Source organism: Neisseria sicca 4320, from assembly GCF_000193735.1.
GTDB classification, from domain to species: domain Bacteria; phylum Pseudomonadota; class Gammaproteobacteria; order Burkholderiales; family Neisseriaceae; genus Neisseria; species Neisseria sicca_E.
In genome coordinates this window covers 19,098-41,072 of sequence record NZ_AEPF01000076.1, presented here as the reverse complement: position 1 = coordinate 41,072, position 21,975 = coordinate 19,098, and the positions used below count along the sequence as shown (strand labels likewise).

The 21,975-nt window shown below is 45.7% G+C and carries 24 protein-coding genes; 13 read left to right on the top strand and 11 right to left on the bottom strand.

Annotated elements, in window-relative coordinates:
- Positions 1-49: 49 nt before the first annotated feature.
- Positions 50-493 (bottom strand): DUF4124 domain-containing protein, encoded by a 444-nt coding sequence (locus NSCA4_RS0107720; RefSeq protein WP_016687595.1) that lies wholly within the window; start codon positions 491-493, stop codon positions 50-52.
- A 168-nt stretch (positions 494-661) separates the two neighbouring features.
- On the bottom strand, positions 662-1,144 hold the full coding sequence (locus NSCA4_RS0107715) for an NGO0322 family iron-responsive protein (RefSeq protein WP_016687594.1): 483 nt from the start codon (positions 1,142-1,144) through the stop codon (positions 662-664).
- Positions 1,145-1,538: 394 nt separating this feature from the next.
- Here NSCA4_RS0107715 and dnaQ point away from each other — a divergent pair, with 394 nt between their 5' ends.
- Positions 1,539-2,261, top strand: a complete 723-nt coding sequence (gene dnaQ / locus NSCA4_RS0107710) for a DNA polymerase III subunit epsilon (protein WP_029609644.1) — start codon at positions 1,539-1,541, stop codon at positions 2,259-2,261.
- Positions 2,258-2,947 carry a 2-C-methyl-D-erythritol 4-phosphate cytidylyltransferase gene (gene ispD / locus NSCA4_RS0107705; protein WP_016687592.1) on the top strand — a complete coding sequence of 230 codons (690 nt, stop codon included), beginning with the start codon at positions 2,258-2,260 and terminating at the stop codon, positions 2,945-2,947. Before dnaQ ends, ispD begins: the two co-directional genes overlap by 4 nt.
- Before the next feature lie 105 nt (positions 2,948-3,052).
- Here the strand turns inward: ispD and crcB are convergent, their stop codons facing one another.
- Complete coding sequence (crcB, locus tag NSCA4_RS0107700) at positions 3,053-3,415, bottom strand: fluoride efflux transporter CrcB (protein WP_016687591.1); 363 nt, start codon at positions 3,413-3,415, stop codon at positions 3,053-3,055.
- A gap of 214 nt (positions 3,416-3,629) precedes the next feature.
- Between crcB and NSCA4_RS0107695 the strand changes: the two genes are divergently transcribed.
- Both NSCA4_RS0107695 and hpnC read left to right on the top strand, forming a co-directional pair.
- Entirely contained in the window at positions 3,630-4,193 is a 564-nt protein-coding gene (locus NSCA4_RS0107695) for an RBBP9/YdeN family alpha/beta hydrolase (RefSeq protein WP_016687590.1), read from the top strand.
- Positions 4,194-4,296: 103 nt separating this feature from the next.
- The gene (gene hpnC / locus NSCA4_RS0107690; RefSeq protein WP_029609642.1) at positions 4,297-5,112 is read left to right on the top strand and encodes a squalene synthase HpnC; all 816 of its coding nucleotides are present in this window, start codon (positions 4,297-4,299) and stop codon (positions 5,110-5,112) included.
- A gap of 334 nt (positions 5,113-5,446) precedes the next feature.
- Here hpnC and NSCA4_RS0107685 read toward each other — a convergent pair whose 3' ends face one another.
- Positions 5,447-6,856 carry a tetratricopeptide repeat protein gene (locus tag NSCA4_RS0107685; protein ID WP_016687588.1) on the bottom strand — a complete coding sequence of 470 codons (1,410 nt, stop codon included), beginning with the start codon at positions 6,854-6,856 and terminating at the stop codon, positions 5,447-5,449.
- Positions 6,857-7,083: 227 nt separating this feature from the next.
- Between NSCA4_RS0107685 and NSCA4_RS0107680 the strand changes: the two genes are divergently transcribed.
- The 5 genes from NSCA4_RS0107680 to NSCA4_RS0107660 all read left to right on the top strand — a co-directional run bounded on the left by NSCA4_RS0107680 (position 7,084) and on the right by NSCA4_RS0107660 (position 9,041).
- Complete coding sequence (locus NSCA4_RS0107680; protein ID WP_016687587.1) at positions 7,084-7,515, top strand: type II toxin-antitoxin system RatA family toxin; 432 nt, start codon at positions 7,084-7,086, stop codon at positions 7,513-7,515.
- Positions 7,508-7,783, top strand: a complete 276-nt coding sequence (locus tag NSCA4_RS0107675) for an RnfH family protein (protein WP_016687586.1) — start codon at positions 7,508-7,510, stop codon at positions 7,781-7,783. Before NSCA4_RS0107680 ends, NSCA4_RS0107675 begins: the two co-directional genes overlap by 8 nt.
- A 65-nt stretch (positions 7,784-7,848) precedes the next feature.
- Positions 7,849-8,427 (top strand): aminoacyl-tRNA hydrolase, encoded by a 579-nt coding sequence (gene pth / locus NSCA4_RS0107670; RefSeq protein WP_016687585.1) that lies wholly within the window; start codon positions 7,849-7,851, stop codon positions 8,425-8,427.
- A gap of 27 nt (positions 8,428-8,454) precedes the next feature.
- Positions 8,455-8,661: a hypothetical protein gene (locus NSCA4_RS0107665; RefSeq protein ID WP_016687584.1), complete on the top strand. Its 207-nt coding sequence runs from the start codon at positions 8,455-8,457 to the stop codon at positions 8,659-8,661.
- Entirely contained in the window at positions 8,658-9,041 is a 384-nt protein-coding gene (locus NSCA4_RS0107660) for a VanZ family protein (RefSeq protein ID WP_016687583.1), read from the top strand. The genes NSCA4_RS0107665 and NSCA4_RS0107660 overlap by 4 nt, the downstream gene beginning before the upstream one ends.
- A 90-nt stretch (positions 9,042-9,131) precedes the next feature.
- On the opposite strand, the gene NSCA4_RS0107655 is transcribed toward NSCA4_RS0107660, so the two are convergent.
- Together NSCA4_RS0107655 and lon are read right to left on the bottom strand one after the other, a co-directional pair.
- The gene (locus NSCA4_RS0107655; RefSeq protein WP_003677477.1) at positions 9,132-9,401 is read right to left on the bottom strand and encodes an HU family DNA-binding protein; all 270 of its coding nucleotides are present in this window, start codon (positions 9,399-9,401) and stop codon (positions 9,132-9,134) included.
- A gap of 184 nt (positions 9,402-9,585) precedes the next feature.
- Positions 9,586-12,048, bottom strand: a complete 2,463-nt coding sequence (lon, locus tag NSCA4_RS0107650) for an endopeptidase La (RefSeq protein ID WP_016687582.1) — start codon at positions 12,046-12,048, stop codon at positions 9,586-9,588.
- A gap of 200 nt (positions 12,049-12,248) precedes the next feature.
- Between lon and NSCA4_RS0107645 the strand changes: the two genes are divergently transcribed.
- From NSCA4_RS0107645 to NSCA4_RS0107630, 4 genes are read left to right on the top strand one after another with little or no spacing between them, the layout of a single operon-like run.
- Positions 12,249-12,515 (top strand): HP0495 family protein, encoded by a 267-nt coding sequence (locus tag NSCA4_RS0107645; RefSeq protein ID WP_016687581.1) that lies wholly within the window; start codon positions 12,249-12,251, stop codon positions 12,513-12,515.
- Position 12,516: 1 nt separating this feature from the next.
- The gene (lipB, locus tag NSCA4_RS0107640; RefSeq protein WP_016687580.1) at positions 12,517-13,134 is read left to right on the top strand and encodes a lipoyl(octanoyl) transferase LipB; all 618 of its coding nucleotides are present in this window, start codon (positions 12,517-12,519) and stop codon (positions 13,132-13,134) included.
- The gene (lipA, locus tag NSCA4_RS0107635) at positions 13,134-14,114 is read left to right on the top strand and encodes a lipoyl synthase (RefSeq protein ID WP_016687579.1); all 981 of its coding nucleotides are present in this window, start codon (positions 13,134-13,136) and stop codon (positions 14,112-14,114) included. The genes lipB and lipA overlap by 1 nt, the downstream gene beginning before the upstream one ends.
- Before the next feature lie 60 nt (positions 14,115-14,174).
- Complete coding sequence (locus NSCA4_RS0107630; protein ID WP_241479485.1) at positions 14,175-15,923, top strand: hypothetical protein; 1,749 nt, start codon at positions 14,175-14,177, stop codon at positions 15,921-15,923.
- A gap of 391 nt (positions 15,924-16,314) precedes the next feature.
- Here NSCA4_RS0107630 and NSCA4_RS13965 read toward each other — a convergent pair.
- The 5 genes from NSCA4_RS13965 to NSCA4_RS0107600 all read right to left on the bottom strand — a co-directional run bounded on the left by NSCA4_RS13965 (position 16,315) and on the right by NSCA4_RS0107600 (position 21,721).
- Positions 16,315-17,162, bottom strand: a protein-coding gene (locus NSCA4_RS13965) for an IS630 family transposase (RefSeq protein ID WP_100206352.1) whose coding sequence is annotated in 2 segments (ribosomal slippage) — positions 16,315-16,847 and positions 16,847-17,162 — 849 coding nt in all. Because the reading frame shifts where the segments join, the coding sequence is not laid out codon by codon here.
- Between the two features lie 68 nt (positions 17,163-17,230).
- Positions 17,231-18,268, bottom strand: a complete 1,038-nt coding sequence (locus tag NSCA4_RS0107615; protein WP_029609641.1) for a TniQ family protein — start codon at positions 18,266-18,268, stop codon at positions 17,231-17,233.
- Positions 18,269-18,270: 2 nt separating this feature from the next.
- Positions 18,271-19,164, bottom strand: coding sequence for a TniB family NTP-binding protein (locus NSCA4_RS0107610; protein WP_016687574.1), 894 nt, complete (start codon positions 19,162-19,164; stop codon positions 18,271-18,273).
- Complete coding sequence (locus NSCA4_RS0107605; protein ID WP_255265292.1) at positions 19,161-21,062, bottom strand: TnsB C-terminal domain-containing protein; 1,902 nt, start codon at positions 21,060-21,062, stop codon at positions 19,161-19,163. Before NSCA4_RS0107605 ends, NSCA4_RS0107610 begins: the two co-directional genes overlap by 4 nt.
- Positions 21,059-21,721, bottom strand: a complete 663-nt coding sequence (locus NSCA4_RS0107600) for a heteromeric transposase endonuclease subunit TnsA (RefSeq protein ID WP_016687572.1) — start codon at positions 21,719-21,721, stop codon at positions 21,059-21,061. The genes NSCA4_RS0107605 and NSCA4_RS0107600 overlap by 4 nt, the downstream gene beginning before the upstream one ends.
- Positions 21,722-21,975 lie beyond the last annotated feature (254 nt).

Sequence of the window (21,975 nt, the reverse complement as noted above, 5' to 3'; positions counted from 1 at the left end):
AAACAGCCAAACCATCTGTTTCAGACGACCTTTTAAATTTTGTAACCCATTAATTGCAATATTTGGCAACATCTCCTTGATACCGCTTGACCAAATCATCACGATTAGCGACGCGCGCGCTTTCGGCAGACTGTTGGTTCATTCGTGCGATACGGCAGTTGTCTTCTTTGTTCTTACGGTTTTCTTCCTCAATTTTTTTATTTTGCTCCTCAATCAGTTTATTCTTAGCCAGCATCCGCTCATTTAATTTCGCCTGTTGCTCTGCCAGCGTACTCTCGTCCACAGCTTCGGATTTGGGTTTGACCGCCGCCTTGACGCTATGCGTACGGATATTCATCACATTGGAGCGGTCAAGCTGGAGCCGGTTCGGCGTATCGGAATAGCTGTTTCCCTTACCGTTTTTCCATGTATAGACACTGTCTGCCGCCAATGCGCCGGAAGAACACAAAACTGCTGCCGCCAATACGGATAATGCAGAAAGTTTGATTTTCATTAAAATTCCCCTATTCAAATGATGAGCGATTAATTCGAAATGACAATATTGTACTTGATTTTAAACAATATGTCATAACAAGAAGATCACTGTGTATCAAAAAGCAAAAAAATCGCCCCTTTAAACATTTAAGGGGCGCAAAAGGAACACAAACCACTACCAAAACTGTTACAAGGCAAATCCTCCTGATTTTAATTGATGGGTTGCCGGATAAAGTGCTTTCATCAAATCATGCGGTGAAAGCGATAAATCTCTGCTGCCTGTCGTCAGACGACCTTGCTTCGGGGCCAGCTCAAGCAGGCAAGTATCTTTAGCTTGGATAAACTTGTTTTTCGTCTGCCGCAACCGGCGTTGTAAAGCGGAAGCAACTTTCTCGTATAAGCTGTCTTTTTTCTGTACTTCACGGGTATTCGCCACCCAGCTCAGACGAATATCGCTGATTTCGTCTTCAATCAGCAAAATGCCCGCCTCTACTTGCTCTGCCTTATTCATACAAGGCAGCCAAACATAATAGCGTCCGTCCAGCGTAATATAGAAAACATCGTGAACTTCACAATCGTTGCAGCATTGGGTTGCCAAAAGCGAGCGGATGGTTTGTTGATGCAGTCTCAGAATATCAAGGGAGACTTGCTTGAAAATACTTTCCGGCATTTCATTCTCCTTTCGTTCTGTTGCGCTGTTGTTTCGTTTCGATGAGTTGAATTATACGAGTATTTTTTAATTTTGCAAATGATAATTGTTACTATTTCATAAAATTGAAATAACACAATGATTTAAAAAGAAATTAATTTTTTAAAAGTTGAGTACTTTACTCAGAATTTAGTATCCATTAGCCTTTTGAAAGACAAACTGTTTTAGCTCGTCTGAAAATTGTCAGCAATTTCTACCTTTTCGTAACCATAAGACTGCTAATACCCCACTTGTCTAAAATATTTGCCATCACCTAAACAACATCACAATAAGGATACAAAGCAACTCCACTCTATACTTTCACCCCCTCCTTGAGTATGATACGAAACATTTTTTCATTCAGTCATTGGAGCATTTGATGAGACGCCAGATTATCCTTGATACCGAAACCACAGGCCTTTACGCCGAAAACGGCGACCGCTTGGTCGAGTTTGCAGGACTGGAAATGGTCAACCGCCAAATGACCGGACGCTTCCTGCATCTTTATGTCCATCCCGAGCGCGATATGCCTGAAGAAGCCGCACGCGTACACGGGCTGACGATTGACGTTTTGGAAGAGAAAAACGCTCCGCCGTTTGCAAAGGTCGGACAGGAAATCAGCGAATTTATCCGTGGAGCGGAATTGATTATCCACAATGCAAAATTCGACGTAGCCTTCTTAAATATGGAATTCCGCCGCATGGGTCTGCCCTCCGTCGAAGAGCTTGGCTGCGAGATTACGGATACGCTGGCAATGGCGCGTGAAATGTTTCCTGGGCAAAAAGCCAGCCTGGATGCCTTGTGCAACCGTCTCTCCATCGACAAAAGCAAACGCGTACTGCATGGTGCTTTAATCGACTGCGAACTTTTAGGCGAAGTTTATTTGGCGATGACGCGCCAACAATTCGACTTAATGGGTGGAGAAGGTGAAGAAGAAACAAAAGAAGACAAACCTGTCATCATCGCCGAAACAAAACGTTCGTCGCGCTTAAAAATCATCAAAGCCAATTCCGAAGAGCTTGCAGAACACGAAAAATATCTCGACGCGCTAGGAGAAGCCTGTATATGGAGACAGGCAGCCGCGGGAGAGAATGTATGAGCAGACGGCACATCGCCCTGATTCCCGCCGCAGGGGTCGGCGCTCGCTTCGGTGCAGGCAAACCCAAACAATATATCCGGATACACGGCAAAACCGTCTTAGAGCATACGGTTGCCATTTTTACACAGCATCCTCTTATCGACTTGGTCGCCATTGTTGTCTCACCTGATGATCCTTTCATTAATCATCTTCAGACGACCTCTGATAAGACAGTGATTTTCAACGTCGGAGGCGATACCCGGGCAGAAACCGTCCGTAATGGCATGCAAACATTGATGGAAAAGAAGTTGGCGGATAGCCACGATAATATTTTGGTTCACGATGCCGCCCGCTGCTGCCTGCCCCAAGATGCCCTGTCGCGCCTGATTCAGGAAGCCGGAACAAAAGCAGAAGGCGGCATTTTGGCCATTCCCGCGGCCGACACCATCAAACGTTCCGATAGCGACGGACAAATCCTGGAAACCGTACCCCGTACAGACTTATGGCAGGCACAGACACCGCAACTTTTTCAAGCCGGATTATTGAATCGCGCCCTATCTGCCTCCGACTTAAACGGTATTACCGATGAAGCCTCTGCCGTAGAACAACTGGGCATAAGGCCTCTACTGGTACAGGGTGATATCCGCAATCTCAAATTAACCCTCCCTCAGGACGAATTTATCATACGGCTGCTTTTGAATACTTGAATAACCTCGACAAAAAGGTCGTCTGAAAACCAGAATTTGGATTTTCAGACGACATTTTTTCGGCAAGCAGTCAAGTAATGCCACATCAACGCCTACAGTTTTACCTCATTTCAAACAATGGGCCAACCAAATGCCCGCTGCCGTCAATATAAACGAACCGCCGACATGGAGGCATACGGATAATGCAGCAGCCACCCACCGCCCCTCCTGCATCATAGCCACCGTCTCAAGGGAAAAAGAGGACAATGTGGTCAGACTGCCTAAGAAACCGGTAATCAACAGCAAACGCCATTGAGGATCTGCGACCCATTCGGCACAAAATCCGATAAGTAAAGCCCCTATCCAGTTTGCGGCCAGCGTACCCCAGCCCAAAATCGGCGCAGCGGGAAGCAGCAAACCAAGTATCCAACGCAATACCGCGCCAACAACCGCCCCTAGGGCAACCGGAAAAATATTTAAGAAGTTCATAATCAAATTAAAGACAAACTGAAATTACCGTACGCAAGGTCGTCTGAAAATAAAAATACTGATTTCTCCAAGCTTTAACAGACATACTTGCTTAGATTGCAACCAAAGTTCAAATCGCTCTTACCAAAGATAACGATAAAACTGAAATAAACGATGAGTGTTATAATAAATGAATCGACACACCCGACAGGTCATCTGAAAAGGACTAATCGACATGCCCCAACGCGTCTTTATCGTACACGGTTTTGAAGGCAATCAGCACGGCAACTGGTTTGACTGGCTCTCGGCACAAGTCCGCGCTGCAGGTTTCCAAGCCGATGCGCTGGCGATGCCCAATCCCGAACGGCCGACGGTTTCTTCTTGGCAGTTCGCCCTTGACCAACACATCGGCAAACCCGACGAAAATACTTTCTTAGTCGGGCACAGCCTAGGCTGCATCACCCTTCTGCACTTCCTCAGCCGCCAACAGCCCGAAAAAATCGGCGGCTTGGTACTGGCGGCAGGATTCGCCGATTCCTTGCCCCCGCTGCCCGCCCTAGACGGCTATATCAAAGGTGCCGCGCCGGAATTTGACATCCTGCGCAAAATTCAAATGCCCAAACACTGCATCGTCTCCGACGACGACACCCACGTTCCGCCCGAATTGACCTTGAGTATGGCGGAAAAACTCAGAAGCCCCGTTACCCACATCGCCAAAGGCGGACACCTGATGGCATCCGACGGCTTCACAGAACTGCCGCAAGCTTGGGAAGTGTTGAAACCGATGCTTACGGGCTAAAAAATCAGCCGTCAGTCACTTCAAATTTCACATTACAGGGCATCTGCCGCCACAAAACGAATCGACATTCTATCACTTGCAACACCTGAATCCCGAATCCATCATGTCAGTTAAACATTACGAAAACTTCCCCGTCGGCTCGCTCGTCATGCCGCGCCGCCTGCGCAAGCCCACCCATGCCGTTTACGCTTTTGCGCGCACTGCGGACGACCTCGCCGATGAAGGCAGTGCAAAAGCCGATGAACGCTTGCGCGCTTTGGACGAACTCAAGTCCGAAATCGACCGCATACAGCGTGGCGAAACACCGTTGACTCCGCTAATGCAACGTTTGCAACGCGAAGCCATCGTGCCTTTCAAGCTACCGCTGCAACCGTTTTACGATCTTTTGTCCGCATTCAGTCAGGATGTTGTCAAAACCCGTTATCAGGATTTTGGCGACCTGATAGACTACTGCCGCCGTTCCGCCAATCCAATCGGACGCATTATGCTGCACCTGTATGGACAAACCGACGAAGTCAGCATCGCCCAAAGCGACGGCATCTGCACCGCGTTGCAACTCATCAATTTTTGGCAGGACGTTGCCGTCGATTGGCAGAAAGGCCGCGTCTATATCCCGCAAGACGACTTGGAAAAATTCAAAGTAAGCGAAGCGCAAATTACCGAAGGCAAAACGGATTTCGCGTTTCAAAGACTGATGTCTTATGAATGCAACCGCGCATTTCAAATGCTCAAAGGCGGTTCGCCCTTGGGTAAAACGCTGAAAGGACGTTTGGGATTTGAATTGCGGATGATTATTGTCGGCGGACAACTGATTTTGCAGAAACTGGACGGCTGCAAATACGACGTATTTGCGCAACGCCCTGTTTTGGATAAGAAAGATTGGCTGATTATTCTGAAACGGGCATTCTTGAAGAAATAAAGCGACTGGAGCAAGAGGTCGTCTGAAAAGCAGCTTGAAGGCTTCAAGGCTGTTTTCAGACGACCTCATCGCAGCCCTCTCATCGAATATGTATCTTGAAAAAATAGTTACCTTAGCCCCGTTTATAGCAATAGTACACCGCCAACCTAATCAATAATTTCAAATCGTAAAAATCATTCTCTTTGAACTTGGCAAGGCAACGGGTAACGCCCTACCGGTTAAATCCTCCATAAGCTCATTGAATCAGGATATACATAAATCAAACGTCGTCTGAAAGCCTGACGGTTTTCAGACGACGTTTGATTTATGATCTATTGAAATTCCGACAGTCGACTTAAGCCGCAGCCTGCCGCCATTGTGCCAAAAGCTGCTTCAATACCTCAGGCTGATCGTGTCCGTTGCGGATAGCGGCCTCCAACCATCTACAAGCTTCATCTGCATTATGCGCTATGCCCGTTCCGTTAAAATAAAGGCAGGCAAGATTGTATTGCGCCATTGCATCATGATTTAGTGCCGCTTTTTCGAACCATTCTGCCGCCTTGGCATAATTCTGAGCCGTACCGTGTCCGTTGTAATACATCATGCCCAAATTGGTCTGCGCCTTCCCATGACCCAATAAAGCCGAACGTTCATACAGCCTCAATGCCTCTAAATGATCAGGATGGCGGTTCAAACCATAATGCGCAGCAAACGCCTGCTGATAAAGTTGCTCTGCCTCCTGCTTCTTCAAGGCTTTTTCTTTTGCTTCGGCATATTCATCGGGTTTATTGCCCAAGGCAATATCGGCAAGCAGTTTCTGATGTGCCTGGATATTTCCTTTATCCGCTGCCTGACGGTAATAGCGCCGTGCCTTCATAGGATCGGGAACTACACCCAAACCATAACGGTAAATATCGCCCAAAATCCTTAAAGCTTCTGAATGCTGCTGTGCGGCCGCTTTTTCCGCATACACATGAGCCTTGCCGGTATTGCGTTCCACCCATTTTCCCAAGAGGTAAATTTCTGCCAATCTTACCTGTGCGTCGCTGCTGCCGCCTCTTGCCGCAGCCTTCAAACGGTGTATAGCGTCTGTCGGATCAGTTTCCAGCAGTAAATCCGCCAACATAGTTTGTGCGGCAGCAATCCCGCTATCAGCGGCATGGCGCAGATGAACGATGGCAAGCTGCTTGTTCGGGTTGGCTCCCTGTCCCAATTTATATTGCAATCCCAGCTGCCAATGTGCTGCAGGAAAATCCTGCGCCGCAGCTTGTCGGTAAAACAAATGTGCCTGAGCAAAATCGGGAGGCGAGGCATATTGATGGTGTTGCGCTAAAAAGTATAATGCTTGCGGATGATGCTGAGCGGCAGCCATATATGCCCATTGCAACGCCTCTTCATGCCGCCCACCGTCATGCAAACTCCGCATCAGTTTAAGCTGGGCATGGATGATACCTTCTTCAGCCAGCTCCTTGTAAGCCGCCATCAATGTATTGAAAGGCATGCCTTGTGATTCTTGAATCTGGAGCAGATTGTATCGAGCATAAGGATGCCCGCTTCCTGCCGCCTGCTGCATCAATCTGATACCTGCCTGCCTATCCGCCGAAATCCCCAAGCCCTGCAACAGACAGCCTGCAAGTTGAAATGCGGATTCCGCATGCCCAGCTTGCGCAGCCTGACGCAACAAAGGAACGGCTGCCTCAAAATCAGGAGGTGTCCTAGTCAAATGTGAAATTGCTTCCCTATAAAATGTGTCAGCAGTATTCATTTTTATAATCCGATTTGTCTAAAATGCACCGGATAATTAATTTTTCTTGTTTTATGCTATACAAGCCAACCGGCGGCCAAGTCGCGCAAGTTTATCAGAATTTCGCCTTCTTGTTTATTCTATTATAATAATTCTCTTATTATCAGATATATAACACGGTGAAGTGTCGTCTGAAAAAGACGGTAAACTCGTTTATAATACGATTTTTCTTTCGGGCCGTTTTAACCATGAAAAAGGTTGAAAAAAACGTATTGGTGCTGCACAGCGCAAAACAGATGTTCGACTTGGTCGATAAAGTTGAGGACTATCCGAACTTTCTCCCCTGGTACAGTAAAACCGAGGTCATAGAGCGCAAAGATAAGGAGCTCAAAGCACGGCTGTTCATGGACTATATGGGTGTGCGTCAATCTTTTGCGACACACAACCACAACATTCCCGGCTCGGAAATCCGTATGGACTTGCTGGAAGGCCCTTTTAAAACCTTACGCGGTACATGGAAGTTTATCGATTTGGGCGGTGATATGTGTAAAATCGAATTTCGTTTGGAATATGATTTTTCCAATATGCTGCTTTCTACCGTCATTTCCCCCGTATTCAACCACCTTTCCGGTACGCTGGTCGATGCATTCGTCGAAGAGGCAGACAGACGCTATGCTTGAAATCGAAATTGTCTACGGAACGGCTGAAAAACAGATATTACGCTCAATCCGTATTGAGCAAGGAGCAACCGCAAGGATGGCTGTACTTCAAAGCGGCTTGGATAAAGATTTTCCTGAATTGGATTTGAATGCAGCCCCTTTGGGTATTTTTGGCAAAAGAGTCAAAGACGATTTTTTGTTGCGCGAACGAGACCGCATCGAGATATACCGCCCTTTGCTGATTGACCCAAAAGAAGCGAGACGCAAACGGATCGGTAAAACCCAATAAAATGCTTGAAAGGTCGTCTGAAAACCGTTTTCTGTTTTCAGACGACCTCTCTTTGAGGAAACACAATGTCAAATAAAATCAAAATGATTGTAGGACTGGGAAACCCCGGTTCGGAATACGAACAAACGCGCCACAATGCCGGATTCTGGTTTATCGACGAATTGGCATGGCAATATAAAGCCACTTTAAAAGAAGAAAAAAAATTCTTCGGCTCAGTAGCCCGCATCAGCATATCCGGCTCAGACTTATGGCTTTTAAAACCGGCAACATTTATGAACCGCTCCGGTCAGGCAGTAGCCGCGCTGGCACAATTTTACAAAATCAAGCCCGAAGAAATCCTGGTCGTCCATGACGAACTGGATATTCCCTGCGGTAGGATAAAATTTAAATTGGGTGGAGGAAACGGCGGTCATAACGGCTTAAAAGACATTCAGGCACGCTTGGGAACACCGGATTTTTACCGCCTGCGCTTGGGTATCGATCACCCGGGAGACCGAAATCTGGTTGTCGGCTATGTCCTGAATAAACCCAGCCCGGAACACAAACAGCAAATTGATGAAGCCATCAATAAATCATTAAAAGCCGTTCCCATGCTGTTAGCCGGAGAATGGGAAGAAGCCGTACGTTTTTTACACAGCAAATAAATTTCAGACGACCTTTGGGAGCAAACAATGAATGAGCTTCTTGAAGTAATTCAAACAGAATCTGTCGGAACGGTAGAAGAAACACTAGACTTTTTCTTATACGAATGCAGCTTGGACGAAGCACCGACCATTGAAGAAGTCAAACTATGGCGTGATGAACTGGACAAACGGGGGGATAAATTTATCCGTTTGTCCGCCATCTGCCAAAAATGGCTGGATGAGGAAATACAATGAAGCTGCCTTTGAATAAGTTTACCTTGTTAGCAGCGGCTTGGTTTGCAGCAAGTATTTACGCATTACTTTTCAAAGAGTCCGGCAATGCACTCCCTCCCTTTCCCAATTTCGACAAGGTTGCCCATTTCATTACATTCTTTGCACAAACATGGTTAATAGCCAAGATCTTTTTATCCGAGCAAAAACGCGTACCTTATGAAAAACTATTGATATTCGCCTTATTGTTTGCCTTCTTTAGCGAATGGGCTCAAGCAACGTTTACAACGACGAGGGAAGGTTCACTTGGAGACGGAATAGCGGATATGCTTGGCACAGTAGCTGCCTTATGGTTTGCCAAAAAGGTAGGGAATGCGAAATTACAGAATCAAAAGCCTATCTGATGCCATATTCGAATACTGAAAACTTCTTAGGCAGTCTATAAAATAAAAAAACCGATTCCCCATATGGAATCGGTTTTTTAAAATGGAAAATTACAGAGCATCTTTCAATGCTTTACCGGCACGGAATTTAGGAGTTTTAGCAGCAGCAATGGTCAGAGGCTCGCCAGTTTTGGGGTTGCGACCTTGACGTTCTGCACGTTCGCCAACGTAGAAAGTACCGAAACCGACCAGAGTTACGGTGTCGCCTTTTTTCAGAGCGTTGGTTACAGCATTGGTAGTGGCATCCAGAGCTTTTTGGGCGGCAGCTTTAGAAATACCGGCTTCTTGAGCAATTGCTTCGATCAATTCAGACTTATTCACAATCAGTCCCTTCCTATCGTTGAAAATAATGAAATGCCCGAATACTCGGGGCTTCGTACTTTTGAGTACCTTTGCGCTTTATAGCAATTCTGAAAATGCCGTGTCAAGCAAAAAATGCGGAATTGCCCTATTTTACAGGCTTCCAAGGCAAACCCGCATCTTTTGCAACACATTTTTTACAAAATCAGTGTTTGGTCGCTTTCGCCCTTGACTTAGGCTTTGCGGCTTCAACTTGCGTTTCTTCGGTACTTAAAGGCGCAACCCAAGGTGTCGGCTGGCTTTCCAAGCCTAAAGCGAGGACTTCGTCTATCCATTTGACCGGATGAATGGTCAGACCGTTTTTCACATTTTCAGGGATTTCTTCCAAGTCTTTGACGTTGTCTTTCGGAATCAGGACATGTTTGATGCCGCCGCGCAGGGCTGCCAACAGTTTTTCCTTCAATCCGCCGATTGGCAAGACTTCGCCACGCAGAGTGATTTCGCCTGTCATCGCCACATCGGCGCGCACCGGAATTTTGGTAAAGGCAGACACCATCGCCAAGGTCATGGCGATACCTGCGCTCGGACCGTCTTTCGGCGTCGCACCTTCGGGAACGTGGACATGGATGTCTTTTTTCTCGTAAAAATCAGGAGCCAAACCCACTGATTCTGCACGGGAACGGACAACAGACCATGCTGCGGATGCAGATTCCTTCATCACGTCGCCCAACTGGCCGGTACACTGGATCACGCCCTTACCCGGCAACGCCACGGCTTCGACAGTCAGCAATTCGCCGCCGACTTCGGTCCACGCCAAACCGGTAACCTGTCCGATGCGGTTTTCACTTTCGGCAACGCCGTAATCGAAACGGCGCACGCCCAAATAGTCATGCAGGTTTTTCTCATTGACTTTAACCGCTTTAGGCTTGGCTTTGCTGGTTTTCTTGGTTTCAGACGACCTCTTCTTATCTTCGTTCAAGGTAATCTGCATCACCACCTTACGACAGATTTTGGCAATCTCGCGATCGAGCGAACGCACACCGGCTTCACGGGTGTAATAACGGATAATATCGCGCACTGCGTTTTCCTCGACCACCAATTCGCCTTCTTTCACGCCGTTGCGTTTCATTTGTTTCGGCACGAGATACTGCATGGCGATATTGATTTTCTCGTCTTCGGTATAGCCGGACAAACGGATGATTTCCATACGGTCAAGCAACGGGGTCGGGATATTCAAACTATTAGATGTAGCAATAAACATCACATCGCTCAAGTCGTAATCCACTTCCGCATAATGATCGGCAAACTTGTTGTTTTGCTCAGGATCGAGTACCTCAAGCAACGCGCTGGCGGGATCGCCGCGGAAGTCGCTGCCCAATTTGTCGATTTCGTCGAGCAGGAACAGCGGATTCCTCACGCCCGCTTTAGCCATGTTTTGCAGGATTTTGCCGGGCATAGAGCCGATATAGGTGCGGCGATGACCGCGGATTTCGCTTTCGTCGCGCACGCCGCCTAAAGCCATGCGGACATATTGGCGACCTGTCGCTTTGGCGATGGATTCACCCAAAGAGGTTTTACCTACCCCTGGAGGGCCGACCAGACACAGAATCGGACCTTTGAGCTTGTCCATACGTTTTTGGACAGCGAGGTATTCCAAAATCCGCTCTTTGACTTTTTCCAAACCGTAATGGTCGGCGTTCAACACCAAATCAGCTTTGGCAATGTCTTTGCTGACACGGGATTTTTTCTTCCATGGCAGCTCAAGCAAAGTATCGATGTAGTTGCGCACGACAGTGGATTCCGCAGACATAGGCGGCATCATTTTGAGCTTTTTCAATTCCGACAGGCATTTCTCTTCCGCTTCTTTGGTCATGCCCGCTTCTTTGATTTTTGCTTCCAACGCATCCAGTTCGCCGCGTTCGTCTTCTTCGCCCAATTCTTTCTGAATCGCTTTCACTTGCTCGTTCAGATAATACTCGCGCTGGGATTTTTCCATCTGGCGTTTAACGCGGCCGCGAATGCGTTTTTCAACTTGCATGATGTCCAGTTCGGATTCCAACTGGGCGAGCAGAAACTCCATACGGCCGATAATGCCGAAGGTTTCCAAAATCTGCTGACGCTGCTCCAGTTTCAATTGCAAATGCGCAGCGATGGTGTCCACCAAACGGCTGTTATCATCGATACCGTTGATAGTATTGATGATTTCGGCAGGGATTTTTTTATTTAATTTGGCGTATTGGTCAAACTGGGTAAGCAGCGTGCGGCGAATGGCTTCAATATCGGGATTGTCCGCATCCGCATACTCATCGACAGCTTCGACATGTGACAGGAACAGTCCGCCGCTCTCTTCAATGGTCAATACTCTGCCGCGTCGGATACCTTCGACCAACACTTTCACCGTGCCGTCAGGCAGCTTCAACACCTGCAAAACCTGCGCGACCGTACCCGTACGGTGCAAATCGGACGCCGTCGGATCTTCGGTATTCGGGTCGATTTGCGCCAGCAAAAACACCGGATCGTCATTCGCCATTGCCGCTTCCAATGCCGCAATGGATTTCGGGCGGCCCACAAACAGTGGCAACACCATATGCGGATAAACGACGACATCGCGTAAAGGCAGGGTCGCCAATGCGCTGTATTCCTCAAAATGTTTTTCTTTTGTCGGCATATTGTTCTCTACTTGGTAATAAATTCGGAATGTGGCTTAAATTGGGATGGAAAAGCGTATTTCAAGACTTGAAAAAGCCGATGTACGCTTCTATTTTTATCGGCAACTTTTTGCGATAAAATACACGCCATTCGAGGTCGTCTGAAAGGCTGGAAACTTTTCAGACGACCTCTCGGCATACAGCACATCAGGAGTCAGCCATGACCGACCAAACCTCACTAATCGAATTCCCCTGCCAATTTCCCATCAAAGTCATGGGCGATTCGCATCCCGAATTTGAAAAAAATATCTTAGAAACCGTCCGTAAACACGCGCCCGATACCGAGCCGCACCACATTACCACCCGCCAGAGCAGCAAGGGCAACTATACCGGCGCGACCGTCAAAGTAAACGTTGACAGTAAAGAACAACTGGACAAAATCTACCGCGCCCTGACCGATCACGAAATGGTAAAAGTAGTGTACTGATATGAAAATCGTGCATAAAGGCATGGTCGAGTACCAACCGACTTTCGAAGCCATGAAAGCGTTCAACGCAGCCCGCGACGAACATACCGAAGACGAATTATGGGTGGTCGAGCATCCGCCCGTTTTCACACAAGGTCTGGCGGGCAAGCCGGAGCATCTCCTGATTCGCGACGATATACCCGTCGTGCAAATCGACCGGGGTGGGCAAATCACCTATCACGGTCCCGGTCAGTTGGTCGTTTACACCATGATCAACTTCAAACGCCGCAAAACCAGCGTCCGCAACATCGTTTCCGCGCTTGAAAACAGCATCATCGCCACTTTGGCGGAATACGGCATTAAAGCGGCGGCAGACCCGAAACGCCCCGGTGTTTATGTCGGCGAGCGCAAAATCGCCTCACTCGGCTTGCGTATTAAAGACGGCTCCGTCTATCACGGTCTGGCATTGAACGTAAACATGGACCTAAGCCCGTTTACCCACATCAACCCCTGCGGCTATGCCGGCATGGAAATGACCCAAATCACGGATTTTGTCCAACCCTGTCCCTCCTTGGACGAGGTCGCACAAAAACTGACTGCACACCTCGAGACACAACTCACACCGAAAGCGAACAATTAATGAGCGAAATCAAAGTTGACGATCCCAAACGCGGCGTCAAACTCAAAGGCGCGGACAAAACCGCCCGCATCCCCATCAAAGTCGTCCCCCTTCAGGAAAAACTGAAAAAGCCCGAATGGATACGCGCCAAACTGCCGTCACGCAAATTCTTTGAAATCAAAGATATTTTGCGTGAACAAAAAATGCACACCGTTTGCGAAGAAGCCTCCTGCCCGAACATCGGCGAATGCTTCAGCAAAGGTACGGCAACCTTCATGATTATGGGCGACATTTGTACCCGCCGCTGCCCGTTCTGCGACGTGGGACACGGTCGCCCGAATATGCTTGACCCTGATGAACCGAAAAACCTCGCAGAATCCGTCAAAGCCATGAACCTGCGTTACGTCGTCATCACTTCCGTTGACCGCGACGACCTGCGCGACGGTGGCGCACAGCATTTCGCCGACTGCATCAAAGCCATCCGCGAAACCAGTCCGAACACCAAAATCGAAATTCTCGTTCCCGACTTCCGCGGCCGTTTGGACATCGCACTGAAAATCCTTGCCGAAACTCCGCCCGACGTGATGAACCACAACTTGGAAACCCATCCGAACCTGTACAAAAAAGCCCGTCCGGGTGCCAACTATCAGCACTCCCTCGACCTGCTGCGCCGTTACAAAGAAATGATGCCGCACATCCCGACCAAATCCGGCATCATGGTCGGCTTGGGCGAAACAGACGAAGACGTGCGCGAAATCATGCGCGATATGCGGGCGCACAATATCGAGATGATTACCATCGGTCAGTATCTCCAGCCTTCAGACGGACACCTGCCCGTCTTACGCTATGTCACGCCAGACCAATTCAAAATCTTTGAAAAAGAAGCGTACGAACTGGGCTTCAGCAACGCCGCCATCGGCGCCATGGTCCGCTCCAGCTACCATGCCGACGAGCAGGCTGCCGAAGCACTTCGCGAAAGTGTGAATTCTAACAATAAATGATACTGAACATCGCTCTTTGGTGCTATACATCGCTAAATGGTGCTAACATGGAATAACAAGATGCCGGTGATCCAGATTAAAGAATTTCCCAACGACGAAAGAGTTTGGAGAATTGATTGGTTCGGAGCAGTACGAAAAAACGATAACGTACCTACGGAACCGACCATCGACGTTTATCTCAGACCTGTATCAGTAACAGACAAAACGTCTATTGCTGATTTTGGCTGGTTAAATAAAGAGCGAATATGCTGCACTATTGGTGTTGGACAACTGCCAGTACTTACTATCGGTTCTCTTTGGAAAAACGGTAAGTTATTGGATTACCAAGTTATCGTGCCTAGTAATCTACCAAACGTTAACATAGCTGAAGATTCTGTACGTTTGATTGAAGCAGCGCATAAAGATCAAACCGGTTATATCATCAATAAAGCTGCCTTTGATATTGGCGGTTTCAAAAATGGATTATCTGCAAGATGTTTGGCTATTGAATCTGATGGAGATCCCTATTCAATCATTATTCCCGTTGCTGAAGTTATTCGTTTTTATTACGCCATTTCAACCAATTTGGCCAAGATTGCTTTTTTGGGGTCATATGAAACTAATTTCGATCAAATCATCGGTGAGCGATGCGGTTTTGATTCAAAAACCAAGATTCTCATAATCCATTTACGACAATGGCTTTACGATAATGAGGGATGGGTTTTGGGTAGGATTTTAAGGGACAAAAATGCACAGCAGGGATTTTTCCAAATTCATCGTTCGTTAGTCAAACAATCAGTGGGGAAGTATCATCAGCCGATGCCGGAAACTAATTTCCCGTTTCAAGGAAAAACAGATTGGGCTGCACGCTGCCTAAGTTTTACGAGCGGTGGAAAAGTTCGTACCTTAATCTTAGAATTATTGCGTTGTACTGCTCCCTTTCCTTTTTCTAATTTAGTGGTTATTAGAGACAATGATGGCAGGCAAGCATCTCCAGAAACTGATCTACCGGAATCAAATAAACGTCCTTATCTAAGGAACCAGAGATTAAAATCTGGTACTTCAAAAAAACTGCATAGCATAGAAGAGCCTGTGCAGAATATGAAAAGAATGGTTATTGACTATGTAAAAGAACGTTTTGGAGATCTTTGGAATAAAGAACTCATCAAGCCTGAAAAAGAGTTTTGTAATTATAGAAAAACAGACTTACTGTTTTTGCCGCCATCGGAATCGACCACAGCATTGGGAACCGGCGACGGTACATCAGGACAGTCCAAAACTGCTCCTATTTCAATCTCTATTAATGTTGGAAAAGAAACAGGCATCGCTCAAAAGCTACGTTCTCACAGTCGTTCCGAAGCTCTGCCTGCTACCTTTGAAAATATGATGGCCGCTGTCCGATATTTATCAGAGAACTATCAAGATAAAGGTGTTACGGCAAAAGTATGGCCGACCCTATATATGCCGTTAACTTCTAATCGTAGCAGTCAATGGTCTTATTTAGATACTTCTGCAACAACAACCAACCTAGTCAAAACTCCAAGAAGAGTTTTAATTGCCGAACTCAATATAGATAATATGCTATTTTGGTTGGTGGAGTTTGAACAAAGAGAATCAGAATCCTTAACTGCTGCTATGATATATGGAGCAAGTTCAATGAAGGCTGAAGAAATAAAAAAAATCCTGCATTTGCTTGCTCGGTCAAAAGGAATTTGGAAAAATATTCCTCCACACGGGAGATTTCATATCAGGCCAATGAAGCATAGCTGGCCGAGTATCGAAGAATATGCTTCATCTATTTACAAAGCCTGCTTGGCAACTTCCACCTGACTTGTGTTTCTGTTGGTACAATCCAAATCTATTAGTACATCTGTCATTTAGATACATTAATATTTTCTTAATTTTTAGGATGCAACTTATGCCACGCACGCAATTATACTTCACATCAAATAATTATCTAAAGAATTCAACTCATTGTGCTGATTTTTTGTCAAGTGATACGGGAAGTACAAAATACCCGAATTAACTTGGCAAGGAAAAGCTCAAGTCAAACTGCATCATCTGGATGTACCGTTTCATTTTCTCAACAAGCAATATGATTTTCACGCGGCTGCCGGTTCACCAGACAACCGCAGCGACAATATTTTGATCCACGCGATAACCTGTTAGCACTTAAATCACTGTTGCCAGAATTTGGCGGGCGGATACATTGCATTTATAGTCAATTAAAATCAAAATAGGACAGTAGCGCATCGCCAAATTGGGCGTAATCAGACAAAACGGTTCGCAGATACCGCTTAATATTCGCCCACACCTTCTCAATCGGGTTGAGCTCAGGTGAATAAGGTGCAAGAGGCAATACCTTATGACCCCATTTTTCCGCCATTTCCCGTAAGACACCCATACGGTGAAATCGTGCATTATCTAAAATAATCACCGATTTTTGAGTCAATGCGGGCAGTAGGCATTGCTGAAACCACGCTTCAAAAAAGACCCCGGTCATCGTATTTTGATAAACCATCGGAGCAATCAGCCGGTTGCCGACTTGTGCGGACACCAGAGATAAGCGTCGGTATCTTTTCCCACTTATCTGCGCTTTCACTATTTGCCCTTTCGGGCTGCGGGCATAGGGACGGAACAGGTAGCGGTCAAATCCTGTTTCATCCAAATAAACACGTTGGTAGTCGGAAAATTCGGCCAGCTGTGTCAAATAATGCGTTACTTTGGCCGGATCTTGTTCTTTGTAAGTGGTGGTCTTTTTTTGCGCGTCATCCCCATCTGTTTGAGTGCATAGCAAACGGCGGCTGGCGTACAATCAAAATGTTTGGCGATTTCATGCAGATAGGCATCTGGGTGTTGCCCAACATATTGAGCCGGTTTTTGCCTATCCAATTTGACGGCATTTAGACCGGTAACTTGATGTTTTAGGCTGCCTGTTTGTTTTTTAAGGCGAATCCACAGGTAAAGCGTGTTTCTCGACAAGTTAAATGTTGCTGCAGTTTGGCTGATGTTTTTGCATTGTTCGTAATAGTTTAAAGCTTTGTTTCTTAAGTCCGCAGAGTATGCCATGGTTAGACCTTCAAAGTTGAGTGTTGTACTATTTCGTTTTTAATTGACTATAATGAATTCAATAATTTTCAAAACATAGTCTTACGATAAAGCTCTTTTCTTATATTTCGGTTTAGAACATCAATCAGCTTTTTGAACTCGTCTGGACAATCATCAAAATCTTTCAGCATATGGTTATAGCGCAAAACACCATCTTTCCATGCCTGAAAGAGATTGTCCGGATAATTATCGATCAGCCACCAACATAAATCCAAAGTATGGTGGCGTTCGATCAGTTCTCTGCTTTCCCATGCTGTACGCTTGCTTTTGTCAATTTTTTGTGGTTGTGAACCGGTTTTTAGGCATAAATAGGAATATAATTTCGGTGCCAGTCGTTGTGAAGTTAATAGCGTGACAAAGTGGTGCAATATTTTCAAACTGTCTCTATAACTGTTTTGTGAACTTTCTACCGGGTAGTGTTCCAACCAAACTAACAGTCTTCGCCATTGTTCAAGTGTATTACCACTCCAAGCTGTAACGGGTTGTGTTTCTGTACAAGCCAAGTCGGTTTTACACTGCCAGCAGAATTTGAGGGGCCGAAACGCTGTTTCTTGCATATTTCCCATCTCTTGCCGATGGAATGCAACACCCGCACCGCAATGTGAACATCGGTCGTGAAGTATCACTTTGTGCTTTGGGCAAAAGGTATAGCAGGCAACACGCCATGACACCCTAAAATAAGGTTCATAGTCTTCTGCTAAGCACAATGGACAGAACAATAAACCGTATCCTACGCGTTTCCGATGGTATATCTGCAAACTGTTTACCCACGTCAGATGTCCTGATGGACGTACTTTATCAAACAAAATGCCCTGAAAACGCCGTAGTGAAGTTCTATCGATTTTCTCCGCACTTATTCCGCTTTTTTCACTTAGCTTTGTAACTATCCACTCTGGAATATATCTGTCAATGTCCCGATTCCATATCTCATAATTGTTCCCAAAGACTAAGTTGCAAAATGTCTGAACTTTTAGTCCGTTCGCATGTGCCGTTCGAACCAGCCATGAAGACAGTAATTCATTATGATACGGATGGGGATGTGCTGGCCAAAGATGTAAGTCAGACATATCTAAGCCAGTTTGTCTATTTGCCGCTTCCGCTCAGTAGGTGTTACCCAGCCGATTGAATCAAGCACTTCATGATTTATTTGTTCCGTTTCATTTTGTACAGCAGTTGCGGCAGCTTCTGTCAGTACCCGAGATAGCTCTCCAATATATCCTTCGCTCATATTGTACAATCTGACGGCAAGTTCTCTCGTTTGCAGTTCAGACGGTCTTTTCAGGGGGATCATTCTTTCAAAGCTAACCAACAACCGAAGAAAATTTCTATCTAAGTTCCATCTAGGCAGAACAGCCGGTTCGAATCGGTTGGATAACTGCGGATCAGTTTGCAACGCACGGAAAGCATCCTTAGTGCCTATACCGACAATCGGTATTTGTAAATCGTTTCCTAGATATTTGATGACATTCAGAAAAGCCCTTTGCCGGTTCATGCTACCAGCCAAGATATGATGGATTTCGTCAATAATCAGCATTCTAGTTTGCATACGTTTGAGTAAGTGTATGACTTGAGTCTGCTTCTTATCTATTCTGTCATGCGATTTATATGGTGCAAAGATTGCATCTAAAATGGTATTGTAAAATCTTCCTTCATCTGGAACAGGTGGAGCCTGAACCAGCAGTACAGGAACTAATACACTGTCACCATCCAAATTTTGGTCAGCAGGATGTTTTCTCAAAAAACGGTGAGCCAGCATGGTTTTACCGTTATTGGTATCTCCGACAATCAGAAGATTCGGCATACGGTGGATTTTGGGATAAACCAAAAGATCTTCCAGTTTGTTCAAAATATGCTCAGCTTGGGGATAACCTATCCAATGCGGCGAACGGATGTGCCAGATGCGTTCCTCTGTGTCAGCATCCAAATATGTGGCGGTTTTTTTGTGCAAATGAGGATATTTCATGACAAATCATCCAAGTCGTCAAACGGCTGTACATTTTCAAAAGACATTTCAGTCTCCAGCGAATCCGTTTGCGGAAAAGCAGTGGCTGTATTATTGATACCGTTATTCTCTTTGGGAACCGGTTTGGTTATAGCAATACTTTCATTTTTTTTACGTCGTTGCATCGCTCTGCGTACCGCTTTGGTTTTACCTTGAGCTTGTTCTTCCATCTCGCGCATCTTGCCATAAGCTGAAAAAATCATTCTTTCGTCAATGTTGGATTTGTGTTCCTGTTTGAGTTGGCGGTTGATTTCCCTTAACTCCCAAATACTCATAACTGGATGGGAACTGTCCCGGTAAGGGATAGCAAAATAGCTATTCAATTCAGGGTCAAAAAACCAGATTACGCTGAGATCACGAGGGTCAAATCGAAACACAAACTGACGAGCCCTTTTCGGGTTTCCCGGTTCTGTTGCACCAATCCAAGTGCGAAGTACATCATGCCAATAATGAATTTTATGGATGGATACGCCATATTGTTGGACGGTTCTCATTTCAAAAGGCATGAAATCCAATCGGAATTTGGTTTCATCTAGGACTTTAGGCGGCATACCTGTTCCCGGGAGAGAGTCAGTACCGAATATACCTTCTTTATATTTGGCCATCGGCGACATACCCAATGCTGAATGCATCCTCTGGTGATACACACCGGTAATGAAAGTTGTCAGCCATTTTTCAAATTCTGACAGTGTAAATACTGCACTGTCTTCGGAATCATAATTACGACGTTCGACAACATTGGAAAAAGTCGTACCGGGCAAAGTATGTATTTCCTGTAAAACCGTACCCAGCAGTCGCTCTATATGACCACCAAAATGTGGCCGCGCCACCGGACGCCATTCAATGTCGATACCGTATTGTTTACAGGCTTTTTCCAATACTTTGCCGTGAAACTCCCTTGCATTGTCCAAATGGATTTTTCGTGGTAATCCCCAACACGGCCACAAGCCTTCCACTTCATGCTGGGCAAGCCATGTTTCTTTTGTCAGTACAGAATGAGCTAGACACAATCCTGCCGATAATGCACTAGGTGGATCAAAGGAAATGTAGAATCCGGGAATCATCCGGCTGAACACATCAACTGCCATTGTGATCCACGGGCGACCAATTGGTTTACGGTAAACATCATCCACCAGAATAATATCTAGTTTCGTATGGTCTATCTGAATGACCGCCAACGGAAAATCCGCATTGGGAAAACTGCCCTTAGACGGTTTAAACTGCTCCTCAGCAGCTTTTTTCCCCTGTCTTTTCGCTATCTTAAACTGAGGATCCAGCTTGCTGATGCGGGCACGGATAGTATTGTTATGAGGATATGCCAATCCTACATCCAAGCATTGCCGCTTGATCTCGTTAATTATTTGTTGGACTGGCTTTTTTTGTTTGGTCAGATATTCTTTTTCAATAACTGATTGGACGATCTTTTCGACATTGTCGTCAATACGGTAACGGCCCTTGTCTTTTCGGTGTTGTTTGAATAAACCCGTCAGCAAACCTGTTTCGTGGTATTTTCGAAGCCATCGGTAAATGGTATTGGCATGAACACCAAACTGTACAGCTCTTTCTTCAACGGCTTTCTTCGTCCGTTTTTTATTGTCTAGTAAAGGCTTGATAATCTCAAAACGTTTTGTTGCTATGGACCATTCTTGTGCATCAATGGTATTTAAATCTTGTGCGGAAGAAGGTTCATTCGTTATGGAGGACAACTCCGTCACTTTAACTTGATAAGTTTTACGGCTTTCTACCTCAGTCAGCAAAACCGCGTCCAAATCCACAACGTTTGTAATTACACAGCAGATCCCGTTAAATTCGACTATTGCCCCCGGTCGAATATCTAACACAGCCTTTCCAGTATTCATCGCTTTCTCCATAATGTAGAATTCATCGTCAGCGGTAGGTTCAAATCTGCACCGATTTCTCCTACGGCCACTAGATACCATAACACTGGTAAAATCTTTGCCTGATTCCACTCATCTTGAAAAATAGCTGCAACTAGCTCTCTCGGAGTAGCTGTTTTAAGCTCTTTTAATTTTTGGTCAAGTAGTATCATATATGGCTCGTAATATTCATGCACAACGGCATTCCGCATATAGGGCAGCAGAAATCGCACGTTTTGAAGATAGACTGTATGAATTTCAACTTCAGTGACCAGTTTGAACATCCAGCCCTTTTGTCGGCAAAATGCTCTTGCTGCCTTAAATTTTGGCTGCAATACTGACCAGTTTTTCCTCAAATCGCTTCGGTATTTGACTTCATAGAGAATTATCGTAACAGGTTGCCGACTAGGTTTGTAGTGCACCAAAACATCAGGTGTGTACATATGCTTTTTGCCGGAATCATCAAACCATTCGATAGAAACCGGTTGTACCTCGAAGCGGATTACATCGGGACAAAACTCCAATAAACTAAGGAAATCCCGTTCCAAAGAAGATTCATAAGCTGCGCAGCCTACAGACTTAGAATGGGCGGCCATTCCGGTGATATTGCGGTAATTTTTGGGAATTTTTCTGACAGGCATGATAATTCAGTCTCAAATATTGTTGTAATTTTGACTTAAGGATAAATTTTTAACCCGTTTAGCACTAAATAATAATGTAGAAAATAAAGTTTTAGTTCGTTTGGGCACCATTTAATGATAGAATTTACAGAAAGTCATGGCGGCGGTTGCAGTCACCACTGATAAATGGAAAAGACGTAAGTAATTTTAGTGTTGCTTACACTGTTCGCTTTGTTGCATGACAATTTTAAAAAAGTACAAACAACTTAATCATT

Excerpts from the sequence above, each read along its gene's own strand:
- NSCA4_RS0107720 (WP_016687595.1), bottom strand. The coding sequence starts at position 493 with ATGAAAATCAAACTTTCTGCATTATCCGTATTGGCGGCAGCAGTTTTG.
- NSCA4_RS0107715 (WP_016687594.1), bottom strand. The coding sequence starts at position 1,144 with ATGCCGGAAAGTATTTTCAAGCAAGTCTCCCTTGATATTCTGAGACTG.
- ispD (WP_016687592.1), top strand. The coding sequence starts at position 2,258 with ATGAGCAGACGGCACATCGCCCTGATTCCCGCCGCAGGGGTCGGCGCT.
- crcB (WP_016687591.1), bottom strand. The coding sequence starts at position 3,415 with ATGAACTTCTTAAATATTTTTCCGGTTGCCCTAGGGGCGGTTGTTGGC.
- NSCA4_RS0107695 (WP_016687590.1), top strand. The coding sequence starts at position 3,630 with ATGCCCCAACGCGTCTTTATCGTACACGGTTTTGAAGGCAATCAGCAC.
- hpnC (WP_029609642.1), top strand. The coding sequence starts at position 4,297 with ATGTCAGTTAAACATTACGAAAACTTCCCCGTCGGCTCGCTCGTCATG.
- NSCA4_RS0107685 (WP_016687588.1), bottom strand. The coding sequence starts at position 6,856 with ATGAATACTGCTGACACATTTTATAGGGAAGCAATTTCACATTTGACT.
- NSCA4_RS0107680 (WP_016687587.1), top strand. The coding sequence starts at position 7,084 with ATGAAAAAGGTTGAAAAAAACGTATTGGTGCTGCACAGCGCAAAACAG.
- NSCA4_RS0107675 (WP_016687586.1), top strand. The coding sequence starts at position 7,508 with ATGCTTGAAATCGAAATTGTCTACGGAACGGCTGAAAAACAGATATTA.
- pth (WP_016687585.1), top strand. The coding sequence starts at position 7,849 with ATGTCAAATAAAATCAAAATGATTGTAGGACTGGGAAACCCCGGTTCG.
- NSCA4_RS0107665 (WP_016687584.1), top strand. The coding sequence starts at position 8,455 with ATGAATGAGCTTCTTGAAGTAATTCAAACAGAATCTGTCGGAACGGTA.
- NSCA4_RS0107660 (WP_016687583.1), top strand. The coding sequence starts at position 8,658 with ATGAAGCTGCCTTTGAATAAGTTTACCTTGTTAGCAGCGGCTTGGTTT.
- lon (WP_016687582.1), bottom strand. The coding sequence starts at position 12,048 with ATGCCGACAAAAGAAAAACATTTTGAGGAATACAGCGCATTGGCGACC.
- NSCA4_RS0107645 (WP_016687581.1), top strand. The coding sequence starts at position 12,249 with ATGACCGACCAAACCTCACTAATCGAATTCCCCTGCCAATTTCCCATC.
- lipB (WP_016687580.1), top strand. The coding sequence starts at position 12,517 with ATGAAAATCGTGCATAAAGGCATGGTCGAGTACCAACCGACTTTCGAA.
- lipA (WP_016687579.1), top strand. The coding sequence starts at position 13,134 with ATGAGCGAAATCAAAGTTGACGATCCCAAACGCGGCGTCAAACTCAAA.
- NSCA4_RS0107630 (WP_241479485.1), top strand. The coding sequence starts at position 14,175 with ATGCCGGTGATCCAGATTAAAGAATTTCCCAACGACGAAAGAGTTTGG.
- NSCA4_RS0107615 (WP_029609641.1), bottom strand. The coding sequence starts at position 18,268 with ATGTCTGACTTACATCTTTGGCCAGCACATCCCCATCCGTATCATAAT.
- NSCA4_RS0107610 (WP_016687574.1), bottom strand. The coding sequence starts at position 19,164 with ATGAAATATCCTCATTTGCACAAAAAAACCGCCACATATTTGGATGCT.
- NSCA4_RS0107605 (WP_255265292.1), bottom strand. The coding sequence starts at position 21,062 with ATGAATACTGGAAAGGCTGTGTTAGATATTCGACCGGGGGCAATAGTC.
- NSCA4_RS0107600 (WP_016687572.1), bottom strand. The coding sequence starts at position 21,721 with ATGCCTGTCAGAAAAATTCCCAAAAATTACCGCAATATCACCGGAATG.